General features: G+C 37.0%; 16 protein-coding genes. 6 read left to right on the plus strand and 10 right to left on the minus strand.

The window, feature by feature from the left end; translation table 11 throughout:
* Window positions 1–79: 79 nt before the first annotated feature.
* Entirely contained in the window at window positions 80–931 is an 852-nt protein-coding gene (gene ku / locus A9178_RS07355; RefSeq protein ID WP_068673892.1) for a non-homologous end joining protein Ku, read from the minus strand.
* Window positions 932–1079: 148 nt separating this feature from the next.
* Between ku and A9178_RS07360 the strand changes: the two genes are divergently transcribed.
* Window positions 1080–2882: a DNA ligase D gene (locus A9178_RS07360; RefSeq protein WP_068673894.1), complete on the plus strand. Its 1803-nt coding sequence runs from the start codon at window positions 1080–1082 to the stop codon at window positions 2880–2882.
* A gap of 492 nt (window positions 2883–3374) precedes the next feature.
* On the opposite strand, the gene A9178_RS07365 is transcribed toward A9178_RS07360, so the two are convergent.
* From A9178_RS07365 to A9178_RS07395, 7 genes are all read right to left on the minus strand, one after another.
* Window positions 3375–4559, minus strand: a complete 1185-nt coding sequence (locus tag A9178_RS07365; protein ID WP_068673896.1) for an IS256 family transposase — start codon at window positions 4557–4559, stop codon at window positions 3375–3377.
* A gap of 926 nt (window positions 4560–5485) precedes the next feature.
* Window positions 5486–6880: an L-cystine transporter gene (locus A9178_RS07370; protein WP_068673898.1), complete on the minus strand. Its 1395-nt coding sequence runs from the start codon at window positions 6878–6880 to the stop codon at window positions 5486–5488.
* 250 nt (window positions 6881–7130) lie between these two features.
* Window positions 7131–7571, minus strand: coding sequence for an OsmC family protein (locus tag A9178_RS07375; protein ID WP_068673900.1), 441 nt, complete (start codon window positions 7569–7571; stop codon window positions 7131–7133).
* A 103-nt stretch (window positions 7572–7674) separates the two neighbouring features.
* Window positions 7675–8856 (minus strand): chromate efflux transporter, encoded by a 1182-nt coding sequence (chrA, locus tag A9178_RS07380; protein ID WP_068673902.1) that lies wholly within the window; start codon window positions 8854–8856, stop codon window positions 7675–7677.
* A 187-nt stretch (window positions 8857–9043) separates the two neighbouring features.
* Entirely contained in the window at window positions 9044–9397 is a 354-nt protein-coding gene (locus A9178_RS07385; RefSeq protein ID WP_068673904.1) for a DUF488 domain-containing protein, read from the minus strand.
* A 119-nt stretch (window positions 9398–9516) separates the two neighbouring features.
* Window positions 9517–10317: a TerC family protein gene (locus A9178_RS07390; protein ID WP_068673906.1), complete on the minus strand. Its 801-nt coding sequence runs from the start codon at window positions 10315–10317 to the stop codon at window positions 9517–9519.
* A 457-nt stretch (window positions 10318–10774) separates the two neighbouring features.
* On the minus strand, window positions 10775–12532 hold the full coding sequence (locus A9178_RS07395) for a phospho-sugar mutase (protein WP_068673908.1): 1758 nt from the start codon (window positions 12530–12532) through the stop codon (window positions 10775–10777).
* 302 nt (window positions 12533–12834) lie between these two features.
* Here A9178_RS07395 and A9178_RS07400 point away from each other — a divergent pair, with 302 nt between their 5' ends.
* From A9178_RS07400 to A9178_RS07410, 3 genes are all read left to right on the plus strand, one after another.
* Window positions 12835–13941 (plus strand): AI-2E family transporter, encoded by a 1107-nt coding sequence (locus tag A9178_RS07400; protein ID WP_369801960.1) that lies wholly within the window; start codon window positions 12835–12837, stop codon window positions 13939–13941.
* A gap of 107 nt (window positions 13942–14048) precedes the next feature.
* A complete protein-coding gene (locus tag A9178_RS07405) occupies window positions 14049–14615 on the plus strand; it encodes a helix-turn-helix domain-containing protein (protein ID WP_068673912.1) in 567 nt (188 codons plus the stop codon).
* Complete coding sequence (locus A9178_RS07410) at window positions 14516–15442, plus strand: IS3 family transposase (RefSeq protein ID WP_231889811.1); 927 nt, start codon at window positions 14516–14518, stop codon at window positions 15440–15442. The genes A9178_RS07405 and A9178_RS07410 overlap by 100 nt, the downstream gene beginning before the upstream one ends.
* A 53-nt stretch (window positions 15443–15495) precedes the next feature.
* On the opposite strand, the gene A9178_RS07415 is transcribed toward A9178_RS07410, so the two are convergent.
* On the minus strand, window positions 15496–16338 hold the full coding sequence (locus tag A9178_RS07415; RefSeq protein ID WP_068673914.1) for a GNAT family N-acetyltransferase: 843 nt from the start codon (window positions 16336–16338) through the stop codon (window positions 15496–15498).
* 105 nt (window positions 16339–16443) lie between these two features.
* Between A9178_RS07415 and A9178_RS07420 the strand changes: the two genes are divergently transcribed.
* Entirely contained in the window at window positions 16444–16623 is a 180-nt protein-coding gene (locus A9178_RS07420) for an SE1832 family protein (protein ID WP_068673916.1), read from the plus strand.
* 80 nt (window positions 16624–16703) lie between these two features.
* Here A9178_RS07420 and A9178_RS07425 read toward each other — a convergent pair whose 3' ends face one another.
* On the minus strand, window positions 16704–18545 hold the full coding sequence (locus tag A9178_RS07425) for a cation:proton antiporter (RefSeq protein ID WP_068673918.1): 1842 nt from the start codon (window positions 18543–18545) through the stop codon (window positions 16704–16706).
* A 408-nt stretch (window positions 18546–18953) separates the two neighbouring features.
* Between A9178_RS07425 and recQ the strand changes: the two genes are divergently transcribed.
* The gene (gene recQ, locus A9178_RS07430) at window positions 18954–21095 is read left to right on the plus strand and encodes a DNA helicase RecQ (protein WP_068673920.1); all 2142 of its coding nucleotides are present in this window, start codon (window positions 18954–18956) and stop codon (window positions 21093–21095) included.
* Window positions 21096–21146: the final 51 nt, after the last annotated feature.

Consider the following 21146-nt stretch of genomic DNA (forward strand, 5'->3'; position numbering starts at 1 on the left):
ATGGATGTTAAAAACCTCCTTAGCAGGAATACCGCTTATTTCCTAAACGACAAAAAAATGTCCCCCTAATGGAGACACTTTAAGATGTTGCCTTTTTCTTTTTGAGTGTTGTTTTTGTTTTTTTCTTTGGTTGACTCGGCTTTGGCTTGTCTTGTTTGGCCCGATCCAATGATGCTTGAAGTGCATCCATTAAGTTGGTCACATTATCAGGCATAGGTTTCTCTGTGAGTGTAGGTGTTGACGTTTCCTCATTATTTTTCTTCTCTTCAATTAGATTGAGTAAAGCAGTTCTGTACTCATCATTGTATTTTTCTGGCTCAAATTCGGTTGTTAATTGATCAATTAGCATTTTCGCTGTTTCTAATTCCTTTTCGCCGATTTTCGTTTCTTCTGGGACATTTGGAACGTCTTGTACATTACGAACTTCGTCAGGGAAATGAATCGTTTCTACAACAAGGACATTTTCATAAACTCGAATGACGGCAAGTTGTTCTTTAGAGCGAATCATCATTTTCGCGATTCCAATCTTTCCTGTATCTTTCAAAGCACTACGGAGTAAACTGTATGCTTTTCCCCCTCCTTCATTTGGGGAAAGATAATAGCTTTTTTCAAAGTAAATCGGGTCAATCTCTTCTAATTTCACAAAATCCACGATTTCCACTGCACGATCTTCTTGCTCTTTTCGTAGTGCTTCTAAATCTTCCTCATCTAAAACGACAAATTTATTTTTTGCGTATTCATATGCTTTTACAATTTCTTCATTCTTTATTTCTTTATCACAAACAGGGCATACTTTTTCATATTTAATTGGAGATTTACATTCTTTATGCAGTTGACGTAGCTTTACATCCTTGTCTTCAGTTGCTGCATGCATTTTTATCGGTATGTTAACTAAACCAAAGCTTATTGAGCCTTTCCACATCGTATGCATGTAGTTACCCTCCATTCGGTTAGGTAGTTTCTTTTCCTTATTTTGAATAACGAATCATATTCATATCTTTTGTTTTACATCATTTTTTTATCCTTCGTTTATTTTTCCTCTTAATTAGCCAATTTATTAAGGAAAGGGGAATTTGTTTATGGATATTATGAAACCAATTGCAAGCGATGAAATTCCTTATGGAGAAGAATGGGTTTATGAGGTGAAATACGATGGATTCCGTTGTGTATTAACGTGGAATAAGGATGGGAGCATTCAGTTAACCAGTAAAAATAAGAAGGATCTAACGGGGAATTTCCCGGAAATAATTGCTTTTTGTCAAGAATATTACCATCAAGTAAAGGATTACCTTCCATTAACAATGGACGGAGAATTAGTTATATTAAACAATACGTATCAAGCCAATTTTAACTGGATACAAAAACGTGGGCGCCTTAAAAAGTCTGATGTCATTCAACAAATATCTACCCAGCGTCCTGCATCCTTCATGGCCTTCGATTTACTAACAATAAAAGGAAATACTCTATTAGCCACATCTTTTCATGAACGAAAACAGGAATTAAATACTCTTTTTAAAAATCTACCAAAAAGCGAACGAATAATGAACGTCCCTTCTTTTGAAATTGCTGATGATTTATGGAGAATTATTTTTGACTATAAAGGGGAAGGCATGATTGCTAAGCGAAAAAATAGTAAATACATATCCGGAAAAGGTCATCAAGATTGGTTTAAGATTAAAAACTGGCGTACCATTGAAGGTTTTCTTACACATTATGACAGGCAGAATGGTTATTTTACGTTCAATGTATTTCACAATGAAGATGTTTATGTTGTCGGCAAATGTAAACATGGATTAAAAGAAGACGAAGCAGAAACATTAAAAAAACTATTCATTACGAATGGAGAAGAAACAAAGGATGGCTTTTCCTTACCACCAGCCATTTGTGCAAAGGTCCATACGCTTGATTTACATCAAGAAGAATTACGTGAGCCAGAATTTGTTTCCCTTTTGCCACAAACAGTTCCACAGTCTTGCACATTAACTAATTTACAAATCGATCTGGCGATGATACCTGAACGTATCGGTATTTCTAAGGTCGACAAAGTCTACTGGCCCGATCCTATGTACACGAAAGGAAATTTTCTTTCCTATATTCGGGAAATCAGTCCATATATGCTACCGTTTTTACAAAATCGCGCTTTAACCTTAATCCGCTTCCCAGAAGGTGTAGATGAAGATTTCTTCTATCAAAAACATCTTCCAGACTATGCACCTGACTTTATCGATTTCAAAGTAGTGGGTGACGAAAAAAAGATTATTTGCAATCATATGGATGCGGTTGTTTGGTTTGCAAATCACGGAACATTAGAATATCATGTTCCTTTTCAAACCGTTGATCTACCGAAGCCAATTGAAATTGTATTTGACCTTGATCCACCAGACCGGGATGCTTTTTCTTTAGCTATTCAAGCTGCAAATCTTATTAAACCTATTCTTGATGATTTAGGTCTTATTTCCTTTGTAAAAACTTCGGGAAATAAAGGTATTCAAATTCACATTCCTATTCCTGTAAATAGTTTAACGTATGATGAAACAGCTGTTTTCACCCAAGCAGTTGCCTATACAGTGGAAGGAGCCTTTCCTCATTTATTTACAACGGAAAGAATGAAGAAGAAGAGGCAAGGTCGTTTGTATATAGATTACGTTCAACATGGAAAGGATAAGACAATTATCGCTCCATACTCCCCTCGAAGAACAAAAGAAGGTACAGTCGCTACTCCACTGTATTGGGAAGAAGTGAATGAAAATCTTAGGCCAGAACAGTTTCATATTAAAAATGTATTATCCCGTGTGAAGGAATTAGGCTGCCCTTTTAGATATGTTGAAGAAGCAAGGGAGAAGCAAGATTTAAGTAAGGTTTTATCTTTAATTAAGGCATGAACAATCACTTGAAAAGATATAGCATTCTTTCGGTTACTCATTTTTGGGATGAGTGACCGAACATAGTGATTCTCCTCTCACTCCGGCACTCATCAGGCCTATGAGTGACCGAACAAACGAATTTTTACTTCTCTCCGGCACTCATCGGGCCTATGAGTGATCGAACAAACGGATTCTAGCTTCACTCCGGCACTCATCGGAGTCAAGTCCATATTTGTGTGTAAAAGTACATTTCCGACCAAAATATTATTAAAGTGAAATCTAAGTACCAGATCAAGCCACAGCTATGCTGCTTGCCGTTGACTGTAGCGCCCGATTCTTAGTATTTGCTGGAAGGGGACGGGGCCCCGCCAGCAGATGCTTAGAATCGATTTATCCGTGTTACAATTTAGAGAAGGATGCCCCGTAAAGGGTGTTTTTTAGCCATCCTTTGACAGCACCACTAACACGGATAAAAGTAAAGTCAATGGTGGCGTTATTCGAGTAAAGCTCCTAATCGTCTTCGTATTTGTCATAATTCTTAAAGTATTGTTTATTCTCCCAATCCTTATCAATGTTCATAAGTACAGAACCGATTATTCGAATAGCTGATTGATCATTTGGAAAGATAGAAATTACCTTTTCTCTTCTGCGTATTTCCCTATTTACACGTTCTAACATATTAGTAGTTCTCAAATGTTTATGATATTTTAGTGGGTGGGCATGGTATTGCATCACATCTTCAAACCCTGAATCTAACAATTTTATCGCCTTTTCAAGGCTTTTTGTATTTTGGTATTTATCCATAAAACGTTCCTTTAGTTCATTGGCATGCTTACGTTTGGATGTTCTGAAAATAGCCTTAAGATCATCCTTGACTTCTTCCATATTCTTTTTAGGCATCGTATCAATGATATTTCGTAAAAAATGAACTGCACATCTTTGCCAAGAAGTACCTAAAAATGTTTGTTTAATAGCTTTAACTAAACCAGCATGAGCATCAGAGATAATCATTTTTGGTGAATGAATACCACGAGATTTTAGGTACTCGAAAAAGCTAGACCAGCATTCCTTAGATTCTTTATGATCAATTTTCAAGCCAATGATTTCCCTGTACCCTCTTTCATTTACACCACAAGCAATATAAACCCCTTTGGAAACCACACGCCTACCTTCTCGAACCTTGATATACATAGCATCTACGTAAATATAGGGGTAGTAATAGACATTCAGTGGTCGACTTTTCCACTCATTAACAATTGGATCCAGTGCCTTCGTAATTTCTGACACAAAGGACTTCGAAACTTTCTTTCCACACAACTCCTCTACGATATTAGATACTTTACGCGTTGAGACGCCATTAATAACCATCTCCATCATGGATATGATTAATGCCTGGTCATATCGCTCGTATCTCTTAAAGGCTGTCGGTGAAAATTCCCCATCTCTCGTACGAGGGACTTTTAATTTAAGTGAGCCAGCACCTGTGATTAACTCACGTTCATAGTAACCATTCCGATACCCTTTGCGATTACTAGTTCTTTCATGAGAGAGAGCATTAATATATTCGTCCCTTTCCTTTTCCATTAATGAATTCAAAATTAAGGCCAGGGAAGATTTTACAGGGGATTCTAGAGAACTATTTTCAACTTTCTCTTTTAGGTCTTCCAAATTTATAGTAATATTAATCTGGGTCATCTTTTCATACCTCCATGTTTTATTTTCTTGGTCGAAAACATTGTAACATGGGTCATGAAAGATGACCTTTCTTTTTACACAATTATATGGACTTTATCCTCATCGGGCCTATGAGTGATCGAGCAAACGGATTTTCACTTCACTCCGGCACTCATCGGGCCTATGAGTGACCGAACATACGGATTCCTCCTTCTCTCCGGCACTCATCGGACCTATGAGTGACCGAACTAACGGATTTTCACTTCACTCCGGCACTCATCGGGCTTATGAGTGACCGAACTAACGGATTCTAGCTTCACTCCGGCACTCATCGGACCTATGAGTGACCGAACTAACGGATTTCTCCTTCACTCCGGCACTCATCGGGCCTATGAGTGACCGAACTAACGGATTTCTCCTTCACTCCGGCACTCATCGGGCTTATGAGTGACCGAACATAGTGATTCTCCTCTCACTCCGGCACTCATCGGACCTATGAGTGACCGAACAAACAGATTTTCACTTCACTCCAGCACTCATCGGGCCTATGAGTGACCGAACTAACGAATTTCCACTTCACTCCGGCATTCATCGGGCTTATGAGTGACCGAACTAACGGATTCCTCCTTCTCTCCGGCACTCATCGGGCCTATGAGTGATCGAACAAACGGATTCTAGCTTCACTCCGGCACTCATCGGACCTATGAGTGACCGAACTAACGGATTCCTCCTTCTCTCCGGCACTCATCGGACCTATGAGTGACCGAACTAACGGATTTCTCCTTCACTCCGGCACTCATCGGGCCTATGAGTGACCGAACTAACGGATTCTAGCTTCACCCGGGCACTCATCAAGCTTATGAACAGCCAACACTTCAGTTAGCCAACGAAAAATAGCATCCCAGTCACTTTGCGATTGGGATGCTATTTTATACTAAGGATAGTTTTTAAAATCCTGCACTCTCTGTTGTTGCATTTTTATCGTTAAATGTTTTCGTATTAAAATTCCCCATTACTCGTGAAGTGATGGTTCCACTCAACATAGAGCCGTTAACGTTTAATGCGGTTCTTCCCATATCAATTAGCGGTTCAACGGAGATTAGAAGACCTGCTAACCCTACAGGTAGCCCCATGGATGAAAGCACAATAATTGCTGCAAATGTTGCTCCTCCACCAACTCCAGCAACCCCAAACGAGCTTATACCTACAATGACTACAAGCTGAAGAATAAATCCGATAGAGAAAGGATCAATTCCAACAGTTGGCGCAATCATAATCGCCAACATTGCAGGATAAATACCGGCACAACCGTTTTGCCCCATTGTCGCCCCAAAGGATGCCGACATATTCGCTATTCCTTCATCAACACCTAATGATTCTCTTTGCGCCTGAATATTTAACGGAATAGTTCCTGCGCTAGAACGAGAAGTAAAGGCAAATCCTAATACCGGGAAAACCTTTCTCAAAAAGGTGATAGGATTTAATCCAAAACCGCTAACAAGGATTAAATGAATAATAAACATAATAATTAATGCTAGATAAGAAGCCAATACAAACTTACCTAGTTGAATAATTCCTGCAAAGTTAGTCGTTGCAACCATATTCGTCATAAGTGCAAGTACCCCGAATGGAGTTAATCGTAATATTAACGTAACAAGGCGCATGACAACCGCATAAGCGGAATTTACTATTTTAATAAATAAATCAGCCTGTTCAGGATTTTTTCTACGTACACCAAGAACGGCAATTCCTAAAAGAATCGAGAATATAACAACCGAAATAGTTGATGTCGCTCTCCCGCCAGTCATATCTTCAAAAATATTACTTGGGATAAAGTCAAGTATACGTTGTGGTGTTGTTTGACCTTCCATATCCGTATACATGGCTTCCATCGATTCTCCACGTTCTACTTCTGCATGACCCGCTTCAATTTGTTCTGCGTTTAAGTCAAATAACCAAGCTGAACCAATTCCAACAAAAGCCGCAACCATCGTTGTAAGAATCAGTGTCCCAATAATCCAACCCGCCATTTTTCCAAGCTCTTTTGTCTTTTCTAAATTAATGATGGCCCGAATAATGGATACCATAATAAGTGGAACTACGATTACCATTAATAGACGGACATATCCTCTTCCTACAATGGCATACCATTCCATTGTATTTGCAATTATTTCAGATCCTGTACCGTAAACAAGTTGAAAGATGACTCCAAGAAGGATACCAATTCCCATCCCTGTAAACACACGCTTAGAGAAGGAAACATGCTTCTTCTGCATATTTATTAATAAAATGATGGCTAATATAAGCACAACCACGTTTATAATAATTAATAAACCATTCATTCTTATGACCCCTTTTTTCTATATTAATATATTTATTATTCCAATTAGGTTACTATGTTTTACATTTTAAACCTAATCTACAAGTTATTCAATATGTTTTTTAAAGAGCAAGTGTAAGCACCCTGATAGGCGCCTCTTCATAAAGGTATGTCAATGCTGGAAGCCAGAGCCGTATGTGACAAGTTATGAATAGAGTTATTTTTATAATCTCCTAAAGAACAAAAAAACAAACACAGGAATACTGTATTTGTTAACTTAAGGTCGGCTCTAAGGCCAATTCCACATTTCCCTCGATTGCACGAGATATCATACAGCTCTTTTCAGCCTTTTCCACTATAATCCTTAATTTTTTATGTTCCTTTTCCGTGGCAGTAGATTGCAAAGCGACGGTTGGTCGATGAATAATTTTCTTATACGTAAAGATACCATTTGTTACATCAACAATACCCTCTGATTCAAGCGCCATCTCTTTTAAAGGCAAGCTTGTACGTTCAATCATAGCCGCTAATGTAATTAGGTAACAAGTTGCAGCTGCACCAAGTAACATTTCATCTGGATTTGTACCTACTCCCGGTCCATCCATTTCAGTTGGGACCGATATTTTTGTTTTTAAATTGCCTGCATCTATAAAACCTTCACTATTTCTTCCGCCCGGCCAATCCGCTTTTAAAAGAAAATGGTGTTCAGCCATCTTGTATCACCCCATGGTTTATTCATACCTATTTATGTTGAATTCAGCGAGTGACAAAATACCCATGCTGAATAACTTCTTTTTATTGTACCCCAGTAGCAAATTAAATAAAAATAATGTGCATTACTTCTCCTAATATTATTCCTATAATCACAATCATCCATGCTGGTTTTTTCCAGAAACTAAGTAGAGCGAAAAGGATTGCTGCTAAAGCAAAGTCCATTCCATTCTGTATCCCACTTGTAAAAACAGGATCATAAAAGGCAGCTAGTAAAATCCCAACAACACTTGCATTGACACCGGCAAGAATTCCTTGGAAACCAGGGCGACTTCTTAGTTCACCTAAAAATGGTAAAGCGGCAACAACAAGTAAAAATGATGGTAGAAACATGGCAATTGTTGCAATAATTCCACCCAAGACTCCACTTATCATGGTTCCAATATAACTTGAAAATGTGAATAGCGGTCCCGGAACAGCATTCGCCATCCCATAGCCTGCAAGAAATTCACTGCTTGTTAATAATCCGGTTGGTACCACTTGTTGTTCCATTAATGGCAATACAACATGGCCCCCACCAAAGACAATTGCTCCCACTCTAAAAAACATGTCAAAGATATTCACATATGTATTCGTTGTGAATTGCGACAAGATTGGTAATCCAATTAATAAAATCATTAAAATAGAAAACGAAATGATACCCTGTGTTTTCGTTATGGTTACCTTAATTGGTTGTAGTTTAGACTGTGCTTCTTTTGTAAACATAAAATACCCTAAAATAGCGGCACCAATAATAACTGCTATTTGCATCCATGCGGAAGGAAATATAAGTAGGATAAATAACGCAGCCAAAGCCATAGCAATTCGTGGCTTATCCGGTGTTAATTTTCTACTCATTCCTAAGATGGCATGAGCAACTACAGCTACTGCCACAATTTTAAGGCTTGAAATAAAATTAGCATCCCCTAATGTAAAGGTTTGGAATAAAAGAGCAAAAACGATAAGGACAATAACGGAAGGAATCGTAAACCCAAACCAAGAAGCAATTCCTCCTAATAATCCACCACGCAACATTCCAATCGCAATTCCAACCTGACTAGAAGCAGGTCCCGGTAAAAATTGACACAATGCAATGATATCTGCATACAGTTTATCATTTAACCACTTCTTTTTATCGACGTACTCCTCTTTAAAATAACCTAAATGAGCAACTGGTCCACCAAAAGAGGTTAATCCTAATTTAATCGAGGTCCATAAGATCTCGAATAATGATGTTTTCTTTTCCATTACAACCTCCAAATTTAACATTTTTCACTACATTATCATGAACAAGAGGTTATATCCATAAAATTTATTAGAAAACTGGGCATTTGCCAATTTTTTCAGGCAAATGTCTTAGTTGCACTTATGCATGAAGAAAGTTTTATACTTTCCTTCCAGCCAAACATTTAATATTTGCGCATTTACTGTACAACTATTTCTCCAATAATTCCTTTAAAATAACTGCTTGATTATGTTGTTCATCTTTTGCGGCATAGAGGAGTGTTACGTTGGTATTGTTTTTTACGATGTCTTTTAATTTATCGAACTGCTCTTTCTGTTCTCCGCTTTTTAATTCTTGTTTATACTTATCCTTGAAATCAGGGAATTTTTCTGGATCATGGTTGAAATCTTTACGTAACCCGCTTGAAGGACCTATCTCTTTTAGCCAATGGTCCAATTTCGCCTCATCTTTCGAAACCCCTCTCGGCCAAATTCGGTCAACCAAAACCCGAGTTCCATCACTTTTATTAGCAGATTCATAAATACGTTTCAGTTGAACAGACATATTGATCTCTCCTTTTAAAGTTAAATTCAACAAAAAACAACGACCTTCATTTCATGTATACCCTATTTCGGGATTTTTAAATGAAGATCGTTGTTAGATTATGCATATTACGAATACACTTAGGAGTGCGCCCCTTCTTTTTCCTCTTCCTTCTTCGGACTGGAAGCAAACCAACCGATGATAGCAATAAGAACTAATACACCATAGAAAATAAGTTTCCATAAGGTTGAGTGTGGGAATTCATGAGGTATTAAACCAATATCATTATGTGCTAATACCATGACAGCTAATTTCACACCGACCCATCCGACAATAATAAATGCTGCTACTTCCAATGTTGGACGTTTATGAAGTAAGTCAACAAAAATATTTGCTGCAAAACGCATAATGATTAGGCCAATCATACCTCCAGCAAAAACAACCCAAAATTGTGCAGCATCTAAACTTCCAATTGTACCTAAACCACTTGGTGGAAGAGCCATCGCAAGTGCAACAGCAGCTAATATAGAGTCAACCGCAAATGCTAAGTCAGCAAATTCTACCTTCAAGACGGTAAGCCAAAATTCCTTTGGTGATGCTTCATGAATTTCTGAATCCTTAAGCTTAGCTTTATCTTCATCATCATCCTTCTTCGGTTTAAATCGATCGTAAAGGTTTTTAAAGGAAATAAATAACAGATAAAGTGCACCTATCGCCTGAACTTGCCATACATCAACAAGGAAGGAAATAATAAATAATGATCCAAAACGGAGGACAAATGCACCGGCTAATCCATAGAATAGTGCCCTCTTCCGTTGTTTTTCCGGTAAATGACGAACCATAATTGCTAATACTAAGGCATTATCTGCTGCAAGTAATCCTTCCAAGGCCACTAACACAACTAATACCCATAAGTATTCGATGATTAATTCTGTTCCCATAATCTCTCTCCTTAAAAATAAAAATGGCCCTACCAACCGGTAAAGACCATAAAAAGACCTTTACCTGCACTGGTAAAGGTCTCGCTAACAACGTTTAGTTGCCAACTAAAGCCGGAGATTTAGATCTCGTAATGACGACTTTAATTGTACAGCTACTCCCCTTTATATAGGTGGTTCAAAGAAGTCCGGTGAAAATGACACTTCGCAATTCTTCGTTGGCTATAGCGGAACTTCTACTAAGAACGCCCACGTCCTGTGGGCACGTAGAAGTCAGCACATCCTGTGCAAGTCCGCTACTCACGTATTAATTGCATACGTTCCGTTACTCAAAGCCAAGCCGCCTCGAATTGCTCGGTCCTTTTCATCCTCCTTTTTGAACATACACTTATAGGAATATAATATTATTAAAACCCTATATATACTATTTGTCAATTTACAACTCTATATTATATATAACCTAAGAAACGAAATTTATACGTTGATTTTTCAGACTTTCTTCCACCATTTTATTTAACGCAGATTGTAATGAAGATAATTGCTTCTTACTATTTTCCGCACTTTCCTCACAAACACCAAAGTAGTATTTGATCTTGTGCTCTATGCTACTTGGACGTATACCAACCCAAGCATTATTTTCAAGATGGAATTTTATCATATTTTCCTTTGGCAATAAAATGTTCTCTACTACCCCGTCTTCAACAAATTTCCTTTCCCGCTTCTCATAATTTTCAACTTGCCTTACGTTTAAGCCGGCAATTTTCATAGGAGGATTTTCTTTAAATTGATTCATGATTTCCTGGATTTCTGACAGGCCATTTTTCCCTTCCAACGTGAGTGCTGACGTACCTTCTAAATAATAGCCGTGCTTTTGATACAAGTCATCCAGTACATCAAGCAATGTTTTACCCTGCTTTTTCCAGTAATATGTCATTTCGGCCGTCACGACTGAAGCTTGGATTGCATCTTTATCACGTACAAAGCCACTTACTAAATAGCTATCGCTTTCTTCAAATCCAAAAAGGAATGTCTCCCCACTTGAATCAAACGTAGCAATTTTTTCTCCTATATAATTAAAGCTTGGTAACGTATCAATTGTTTTCACATAATAAGAATCTGCAATAGCTCTTCCTAACTCTGTCGTAATAACAGATTTTATCATACGTGAATTCCGATAAACATTCGGGTCACTATGTCCTAATATATAATCCAAGAGTAGAGAGCCTAATTGATTCCCTGTAAGTACTTGATAATTCCCTTCCGTTGTTTTTACAGCAACTCTAAGTTTATTTCCATTTGGATTTGTAGCAAGTAAAATTTCCGCATCCACTTTTTGCCCAAGTTCTATAGCCATTTGTAAAGTTTCGTTCTCTTCCAAACCTAATGAAATAACCGAGCTTACTTTCGTGTCCGGTATTGCTTGTTCTTCCACTACATGAACTTGACCAAAATGAAGCTGCTCTAATCCCTTTTTCACAAGCGGGAGTGCAGTACCATGAAGCGGTGTAAAAACAATTTTTAAATCCTTGTCCTTTAATTGTTCTTCATGGTCCATTTTAGAAATATATCGTAAACGTTCTATATAAGCTTGGTCAATCTCATCTTTGACCCAATAAATTAGCCCTTTTTCTAGTAATTCCTTTTGTTCTAAATGAGGAACTGTTAATTCATCTTCCATTAGCCCCATATAAGAAATGAACCGTTCTGATTCTTCAAGGGTCATTTGTGCTCCATTTTCGTTGTAAACTGCAAAGCCATTGTATTCTTTAGAATAATCACTTGCTGTAATCATGATTCCAGCAGTTGTTCCGAAATACCTCACTGCATAAGATAATAATGGAGTTGCACAAACCGACTCAAACAGATAGGTTCTTATTCCATAAAAGGCTAATACTTTTGCCGCTTCTAACGCAAATTCTTTTGACATCAATCCTAAACCGTAAGCAATTACCACTCCACGGTCTTTCACATTTACCCGATTTGCTAATAAATAGTTTGCTAGACCATTTGCCGCTTTTCTAACAGTATATATATTCATACGGTTTGTTCCAGGTCCAATCAAGCCACACATTTCACCTGTCCCAAACTCTAATCCTTTATAAAATGAATCTTCTAGTTTGACGTAGTCATCTTTTAATCTATCCAATTCTAGTCGAAGGGATGGATCTAATTCTTCAAAACTATCCCATTTTTTGTATACTTGCATCCAAGCAGTCATTATTCTGTCCTCCATTAGAAACTTGGCGTTCGCCAAGCTTCTGGGCGAATGCCTTTTTTGCAATTATGCAGATTTTTATGGTGGGGTAAGTAATCGGATCCCCAGAATAAAGAAAGTATCCTTCCTTATCTGCAAATAAATATGCTCAAATTTTAACATATTTTAAACTATTATTCTATCTTCTGTTTTTTATCTTAGTATGGTTTGAAAAGGATTGGATAAAATACTAATAAGTAAACCTTAAATTTCCAATTCCTATCCATTATGTTTAAAATGAAATTAGTTATATCGAAGGGAAAGTGGTGAATGGAGTGTTTCAAAAGCGTTGGTTTAACGTTCTTAGCTTTTTAATTCTTTTATTTCTATTAATCTTACTATTAAATTATACAAGTTTTATATTTATTCCAATTTTACAATATATTGGTGCCATTGCCTTTCCGTTGATTGGTGCGGGGATTTTATATTATATCACACGACCGTTGATGCACTTTTTTGAGCGAAAACTAAAAGTCGGACGAATCATCTCTATTATTCTAGTTTTCCTCGTTATTCTATTACTTTTAACTGTATTTCTTATGTATGTATGGCCAATTTTACAAAAACAGGTTACGAATTTGATGTATGGGATACCAGGAATGATTGCAGCAATTGAAGACTTCATATTTTACTGGAGAATTAATTACACAAGTATTCCCCCACAAATCATCGTTGCGTTAGAAGATTTTATCGGGAATATTCCTACCCACTTACAAAATATTTTAGATAATCTTTTTGGATTACTAGGTGGTTTTATTGGCCAGGTAATCAGTATTGTTGCTGGACTTGTTATGGTACCATTTTTCTTATTTTTTATGTTAAAGGATGGAGAAAAATTACTACCATTTGTCCTACAAATATTCAAGAAAAAAAAGGCTGATAATATTCGAAATTTAATTGCTAAAATCGATCATGTTTTATCTAGTTTTATTCAAGGACAGCTATTCGTAAGCTTTTGTGTTGGTGTTTTATTATTTATAGGGTATCTCATCCTCGGATTAGATTATGCCCTGATTCTGGCCCTGTTTGGAATGCTGACGAACGTGATTCCATACCTAGGACCGTTTTTAGCTGTTACTCCAGCTTTGATCGTTGGAACAATCCAAGACCCTATAAATTTACTTTGGGTATCTATTATTATGCTTGTTGCCCAGCAAATTGAAAGTAATTTTATTTCCCCAAACGTGATGGGGCAGGCACTAAATGTTCATCCTTTAACTGTGATGACTGTGATTATTGCAGCTGGTAGCATTGCTGGTTTCCTTGGAATTCTATTTGCGGTTCCAACATACGCTGTCGTCCGGACCATTATCGTTCACTTTTATCAAACGTATGTCAATTCAAAGAAGGATAAGGAAGATGCTTTGATTTAGAGACAGAGGGACAGTTCCTCGCCCCACTTTTCTAGTTATAACTGGGACAGTGTACTGTAGTGCACCCCAAAAGTTAGAGTGAAAAACTAACTTTTGGGGTGTTTATGATGACTAAAAAATATAGCGATAGTTTGAAGCTTAAAGTAGTTAAAGAGTATCAAGAAGGATATCTGGGAATTAGACCTTTAGCCAAAAAGTATGGTATAAAGTCAAAATCACAAGTGGATAGATGGATTAAATTATATGAAAAGTTCGGTGATGAAGGACTAAAAGCTAAGAAACACATAGAAACTTACTCTGTTCAATTTAAGCTGGATGTATTAAGATTTATAGAGAGAACAGGTTCTTCAGAGATGGAAGCAGCCCTTCATTTTGGAATGAAGGTACCTACTCGAATAGCTTCATGGAAGAAGGCTTATCGGGAAGGTGGGGTTGGAGGCCTGTCTAAAAAGAAAGGATGGCCATCCATGTCTGATGCATCTAAACGTAATAAAAATAAAAAGTTTAATGAAAAAGAAATGACATACGAACAAAAATTGGAAAGAGAAAACGAGCTTCTTCGTTTGGAATTAGAATACCTAAAAAAGTTGCGAGCTTTTCAGATAGATCCGGAAGGCTATCTCGAAAAGCACAAGCAGCGTTATCATTCGAACTCAAAGAAGAATTCAAATTAAAAGATGTTTTACAGGTTGTTGGTATTCCTGAATCGTCTTACCATTATCATATCAAAATGATGAAGAAGGAGAACCAAGATCTGGAATTAGAAGAGCTTATTCAATCCATTTTTGATGAACATAACGGAAATTATGGTTACCGTCGTATTAAACTAGAATTGGAAAATCAAGGGTACTACGTAAATCACAAAAAGGTTCAGCGTATTATGAACAAACTAAATCTTAAAGGAAACAAGTTCTGGAGAAAAACACGTAAGTATAGTTCATACAAAGGTACAGTTGGGAAGGTTACGAAAAACCGTATTAATCGTCGATTCCANACCAATGTGCCCCTTCAAAAATTAACAACGGATATCACAGAATTTAAATGTGCGAACGGAATAAAATTATATTTAAATCCAATTATGGATCTGTTTAACGCTGAAATTCTTTCATTTGCAGTAAGTAAACGTCCGACTTTAGAACTTGCGATGAAACCCTTAGAGGAAGCCCTAGAAATCGTGAAGAACTCAAAATATAGAACAACAATTCATTCCGATCAGGGATGGCATTATCAACATAATAAGTGGGTAAAAAAACTGAAAGAAAATAAGATTTTCCAAAGTATGTCGAGAAAAGGAAATTGTTTAGATAATTCACCAATGGAAAACTTTTTTGGTTTACTAAAACAAGAGATGTATCATGGAGAAGCATTGTGTTCTTTTGAAGAATTAAAAGACAAGATTGAGAGATATATAGATTACTATAATAACAAACGTATCAAGCAAAAATTGGCTGGATTGAGTCCGGTTCAATACCGCATTCATTCCAACCAATTAGCAGCTTAATAAAAACTCTAACTTTTAGGGGTCACATCATACCTGTCCCTTTGTCCCACTTTCTATTTGAACTCATACACAACCGATGATCCTATTATATTGTACCCAATATTCGAATAAATTTTATTGGATGTTGGGTTCTCTTTATCTGTATATAGGCTACAAAATTGATAACCACTATCCAATAGCTTTTGGCTTAACGCCGCTACGACATTTGTCGCATAACCATTTCGTTTATATTCATCCGGGGTAAATACTGCATTAATGGATACGCCATTTTTCGTTCTCCTCGATTGGTTAGCCATCGATACGTGCTTTCCATTCACTTTCCATAAATACAAACTTCCATTCTCAATATATTTTGTTGCCATCTGACTAGCTTTAATTTCAGATATAGGTTTTTCATTCGTCTCTTTTCCAAATTGAATGAGCCAACTTTTTATTAGTTCATGCTCGGTTTTTGTTGCCTTTGCTAATTCACCATTTGGACTTGGTTTAATCCGAACCTCATTTATTTGATAAATCAACTGGTTCATTTTTAAAGAAGCCTTTACCTTTTTATGCTTCAGCCATTCCTGGACAAAGCATTCCACATGATGAATGGGTCCCAGTACGCCTGGCACTTTAATTGCATTTTTATAGAAAAAACTAGCTATATATGAAAATAGATGATTATCAACATGATCCACATCTGCTAATATCCAATTATTAGGTGCGGTTTGCATGAAAGCGTATATCACTTCTCCATCATCTTCTATATATCCACAATAGACATCTTTCGTCATGGTTGTTTTAAAATACTCTAATAATCCAAGCATTAAATTATTCGAAGCTTCTTTACGTAATAATAAGGCTTCGACCTTCTCCAAGTAATTCTTAATAGAAGAGGAAAATATAATTTTCATTCATAAACCTCCGATTAGAAAACGTACTATATGCCTCATTATAACTTACTTTCTTGTTTTATAAAGGGGATTTAGCTAGACTATACGTAAGGGGGATGGATGACGATGACCAAAAAAGAACTTGAAGCAAAATTAGCGGAATTAAAATCGGATTATGTTCGTATTCAAAGCGATTTGGATAAATTGGAGTATGTAAAAGGTAGAGTATCATCGGCTCAAAATCAATTAGCACGCCTAGAGGATGAAATAGCGGAAGTTAATCGCCAGTTAGATGAATTGGAATAATTAATATGGTGAATTCACAGCCCGAATACAACTTGCTTTCCATGATAGGCTTCGTGTATTCGAGCTGTTCTACTTACATATTACGATTGTACTCTCGCCTTGTCTAACTTCGCCTGTATCTTTTCTTTTTCTTTAAGTGGCGGGGTCAGACTGACAATAACGTCCCCTGTGGATGGGACTGTCCGCATTTCCTCAGAGAAAAACTTCAAGGCTCCATTCGGTTTAATTAAATAGAGAAACACTGTTGAACTATCTTTTTCATCTAAGTATTGCTTCAGACCATATTGCTCCGTTAAAGTCGTTCTGCGGAATACAAAGCCGTTTTCTATTTTCTCATTAAGGATCTCGATTGGAAATTTCCTGTCAAATAAGATTCTCCCTCCAACTCTAGATACAACTCCACTCGAATTATCTTCTACATCATATGGACTAATTTTAAAGACATTTGTCCTTCCATATTCAGGAAGGAAGGTCGTACATATTAGGGAATTATATGCATGGTCATCCGTTACTGCAAGTAAATAATCATACGGAATCGTGTTTAGCATATGCTCTGTCTGTTCAGAAAGCATATTTCCGCGATAGAAAGGAACTCCAGCCTTTCTCGCAAGCCCTAAATGTTCCCATGATGAATCGACAATAATAACCGGTATATTTGATTTTTTTAATGAATCGGCTAATCGAACTGTAAATGGATTACTACCAATGATTAATGCTCCTGGTTTTCCTTCTTCTGATAAACCTAATTTTTTCGCAAGCCAACCGATAGAAAAGCCATGCGCTAATACAGTTGAAAATACGAGAGCAAAGGTTAATGTAGTTAAAATAGAAGCATCTTCAAACCCCGCCTCCAGTAAAACCGAAGCGAAGTAACTAGATACAGTTAAAGCAACAATTCCCCTTGGTGCAATCCACCCAACTAATATCTTCTCATTTAATGATAACGTGGTTCCAATGGTAGATAAAAATATAGACAAAGGTCTCACGATAAACATCATTAATAAAACATAACCAATAATATTAGGACTGAAAATGTGTAATAATGTTTCCACCTCTAAAGAAGCAGTTAGCATAATAAAAATGGTGGATGTGAGTAATACAGAAATATTTTCTTTAAAATGCCTCATATCTGAAATGGAGCTAATGCCCATGTTCGCTAACGTGATTCCCATCGCAGTAACAGATAGTAAACCAGTTTCGTGCATGATGAGATCTGCTACCGTAAAACAAAAAATAACTACAACCACAACAGCAGGAGACTTTAAAAATTCAGGTATATGTCCTTCTTCAAACACCCATCCTAAACCTTTTCCAAGTGCCCAACCAAGTATGACGGCAAAAATGGATGCAGCGAAGAACATGATAAGCTGTGTACCATCTGGATTCTCTGCAGTAATAAATGTAATGATTTCGAAAGCAAAAACAGCAACTAATGCCCCAATAGGATCAACAATAATTCCTTCCCATTTTAATACTTTAGCTGGTCTTGACTTTAATTTTGCTTGGCGAAGTAACGGCATAATAACCGTGGGACCAGTAACGATAAATAATCCACCAATAACAAAAGCAACGGCCCAAGACAATCCAGCAATATAATGTGCTGTTAAAGATCCTAAAATCCAAGCAATTAGTGCCCCAATTGTAGATATCCGAAAGATTGGTTTTCCTATGCCCTTTAATTCTTTAAAACTTAAATTCAAGCTACCTTCAAATAATATTAAAGCGACTGCAGCTGAAATAATAGGACTATATAAATCTCCAAACTCTTTCTCAGGATTAATAATTCCAAAAATCGGCCCTACTAATAAACCCGTAACGGACATGATCACAATTGCCGGCATTCTGTAGCGCCAGGCAAGCCATTGTGAACCTATACCTAAAACACCAATAAGGGCAATTTCCAGAAGTAATGAAGGACCCATCTCATCCCTCCTAACCAAAAAGTATATAAGGACATTCTATAGATGTGGGGTAATTCTGTAAACGAATATAACGTTTTTTTCTTAGAAAATTATCATTCGCTTTTAGGTTGGGCAAATACCTAGTTACACCGATGGACATCTTTACGGCAGGTCAAGTATTCGGCTCCCCAGGATAAGAGGGGTTTTCTTAACAACTAAAATATTATTCTCTCCAAACCTCAATGAAAAATTCTTTTTGAAAGTCCAATTCATGATAAATTATGATAGGATAATATTATGAAAATCGGTCAATTATGTATGAAGGTTTGTAATGGTTACGATCAAGTTAGAGATGAGAACATGAATATATTTAGCTAATAAAAATCGAAAAGAATAACACTATGATATATGAAAAAGGAGGATTGTTTCATGCTTACTAAAGAGAAAAAAATTTTACAGACGTATTTCGGTTATGAATCATTCCGACCTGGTCAAAAGGAAACTATTGAGCATGTTTTACAACGAAATAATACTCTTGCAGTCATGCCAACAGGTGGCGGAAAGTCTTTATGCTATCAAATCCCCGGATTATCTATGGATGGAACAGCTATCATTATTTCTCCATTAATATCACTCATGAAAGACCAGGTGGATGCCCTAAACTCATACGGTATCCCCGCTACTTTTATTAATAGTTCCCTTTCTCCATCCGAACAGCAACAACGATTGAATAACGTCATTCAAGGTCGATATAAATTCGTTTATGTTGCGCCTGAGCGATTTGAATCCGGCCAATTTGTTAACATCATGAATCGAATCCAAATTGCTCTTGTTGCGTTTGATGAAGCCCACTGTATTTCCCAATGGGGCCATGACTTTAGACCAAGCTATAGATCTATCGTAAGTACACTAAAACAAATTTCTAATATTCCTGTATTTGTAGCACTTACAGCTACCGCTACTGAAGAGGTTATTCATGATATTCAGAATCTTTTACATATCGATCATGTTATAAATACTGGATTCGCACGGGACAATTTAGCCTTTCATGTTGTTAAAGGGAAAGAAAGAACCAGCTATATTCGTTCATTTTTAAACGAACATAAGGAAGAGTCTGGGATTATTTATACAGCTACCCGTAAGCAGGCTGATAGTTTATATGAACAGCTTTCACGACTCGGGCTATCTGTCGCTAAATATCATGCCGGAATGTCGGACAATGAAAAAAAGGAAGCACAAAACTCCTTCATTCACGATGAAACGAATGTCATGATCGCCACCAATGCTTTTGGGATGGGGATTGATAAGTCGAACGTTCGCTACGTCATTCATTATGCGATGCCAATGAATATTGAATCGTATTATCAAGAAGCCGGTAGAGCCGGCCGAGATGGAGAGCCGAGCGATTGTATTTTGCTTTTCTCCCCGCAGGATGTACAATTGCAGAAATTCTTAATCGAGCAATCTCTGATGGACGAGTCTGCGAAACAAAATGAATATCGAAAATTACAAGAAATGATGAACTATTGCCACACCCATAGCTGCCTTCAAGATTTTATATTAAATTATTTCGATGATGATCCATCAGAGACAGGTTGTGACCGATGTAGCAATTGTATACAGGGGCAAGAAAAGACGGACATTACAGAAGAAGCACAAAAAATTCTTTCTTGTGTCAAACGAATGGGTGAACGTTTTGGAGTTACAATGACTGCAAAAGTATTAAAAGGATCCAAAGATAAGAAGATTTATGAGTTTGGATTGAATAAATTAACTACTTATGGTCTCCTGTCTAACTATACCGAAAAGGAAATTACAGAGCAGATTCAACTCCTTATTGCAGAACGAATGCTAGCAACAGAAGAAGGTAAATATCCAACTCTAAAACTGAATCAAAAGTCTGTTGATGTTTTGAAAGGGAAAGAAAGTGTTTGGATGTTTGTACCAACCATTCCTAGTAATGAGGAAGCGGATTACTTTGAAGATTTATTTGCAAGTCTTCGCACGCTTCGTAAAGAAATCGCGGATGAAGAAGGCATTCCACCATATATCCTGTTTTCAGATGCAACTTTAAAAGAGTTAAGTCGTTATTTCCCAACAACAAAAGAAGACATGCTTGCTATTAAAGGGATCGGTGAAAAGAAATTCGAGCAATATGGGGAAGCCTTTTTAGAAGTTATTCAACAATGGAGAGCGGACCATCCAGATGTTAAAGAAAGAGTTCGTATTACAGATACTAAACCAAGGCCGAAAGCAAAGAAACAACCTGGAGATGACCGACCAAGTCATCTTATTAGTTACCAAATGTTTCAATCCGGAAAATCACTAAAAGACATCGCAGCTATACGCGATATGTCTAATCAAACAATCGAAAATCATATTTTTAAAGCATTTAAAGATGGGCATCCTATCGCTTGGGACATCTTTTTTAATGAAGAAGAAGAGAGAACGGTTCTGGAAGCTCGTGGTGAAATTTCCGAGGAAAAACTTAAACCGTTGAAAGATGCTTTACCTGAAGAATATAGTTATACAATGATAAAAGCAGTGCTCGTTAAAAATGACTTGATGTGAACGAAAGGTTGTCGCCTAAAGATTATGGGCGATAGCCTTTTTTTGCCTTTC

The sequence above is a fragment of the Oceanobacillus sp. Castelsardo genome (assembly GCF_001659985.1).
GTDB lineage: Bacteria > Bacillota > Bacilli > Bacillales > Amphibacillaceae > Oceanobacillus.

Excerpts from the sequence above, each read along its gene's own strand:
- A9178_RS07395 (WP_068673908.1), bottom strand. The coding sequence starts at position 12,532 with ATGACTGCTTGGATGCAAGTATACAAAAAATGGGATAGTTTTGAAGAA.
- A9178_RS07420 (WP_068673916.1), top strand. The coding sequence starts at position 16,444 with ATGACCAAAAAAGAACTTGAAGCAAAATTAGCGGAATTAAAATCGGAT.
- chrA (WP_068673902.1), bottom strand. The coding sequence starts at position 8,856 with ATGGAAAAGAAAACATCATTATTCGAGATCTTATGGACCTCGATTAAA.
- A9178_RS07385 (WP_068673904.1), bottom strand. The coding sequence starts at position 9,397 with ATGTCTGTTCAACTGAAACGTATTTATGAATCTGCTAATAAAAGTGAT.
- ku (WP_068673892.1), bottom strand. The coding sequence starts at position 931 with ATGCATACGATGTGGAAAGGCTCAATAAGCTTTGGTTTAGTTAACATA.
- A9178_RS07405 (WP_068673912.1), top strand. The coding sequence starts at position 14,049 with ATGACTAAAAAATATAGCGATAGTTTGAAGCTTAAAGTAGTTAAAGAG.
- A9178_RS07370 (WP_068673898.1), bottom strand. The coding sequence starts at position 6,880 with ATGAATGGTTTATTAATTATTATAAACGTGGTTGTGCTTATATTAGCC.
- A9178_RS07360 (WP_068673894.1), top strand. The coding sequence starts at position 1,080 with ATGGATATTATGAAACCAATTGCAAGCGATGAAATTCCTTATGGAGAA.
- A9178_RS07375 (WP_068673900.1), bottom strand. The coding sequence starts at position 7,571 with ATGGCTGAACACCATTTTCTTTTAAAAGCGGATTGGCCGGGCGGAAGA.
- A9178_RS07415 (WP_068673914.1), bottom strand. The coding sequence starts at position 16,338 with ATGAAAATTATATTTTCCTCTTCTATTAAGAATTACTTGGAGAAGGTC.
- A9178_RS07390 (WP_068673906.1), bottom strand. The coding sequence starts at position 10,317 with ATGGGAACAGAATTAATCATCGAATACTTATGGGTATTAGTTGTGTTA.
- A9178_RS07425 (WP_068673918.1), bottom strand. The coding sequence starts at position 18,545 with ATGGGTCCTTCATTACTTCTGGAAATTGCCCTTATTGGTGTTTTAGGT.
- recQ (WP_068673920.1), top strand. The coding sequence starts at position 18,954 with ATGCTTACTAAAGAGAAAAAAATTTTACAGACGTATTTCGGTTATGAA.
- A9178_RS07365 (WP_068673896.1), bottom strand. The coding sequence starts at position 4,559 with ATGACCCAGATTAATATTACTATAAATTTGGAAGACCTAAAAGAGAAA.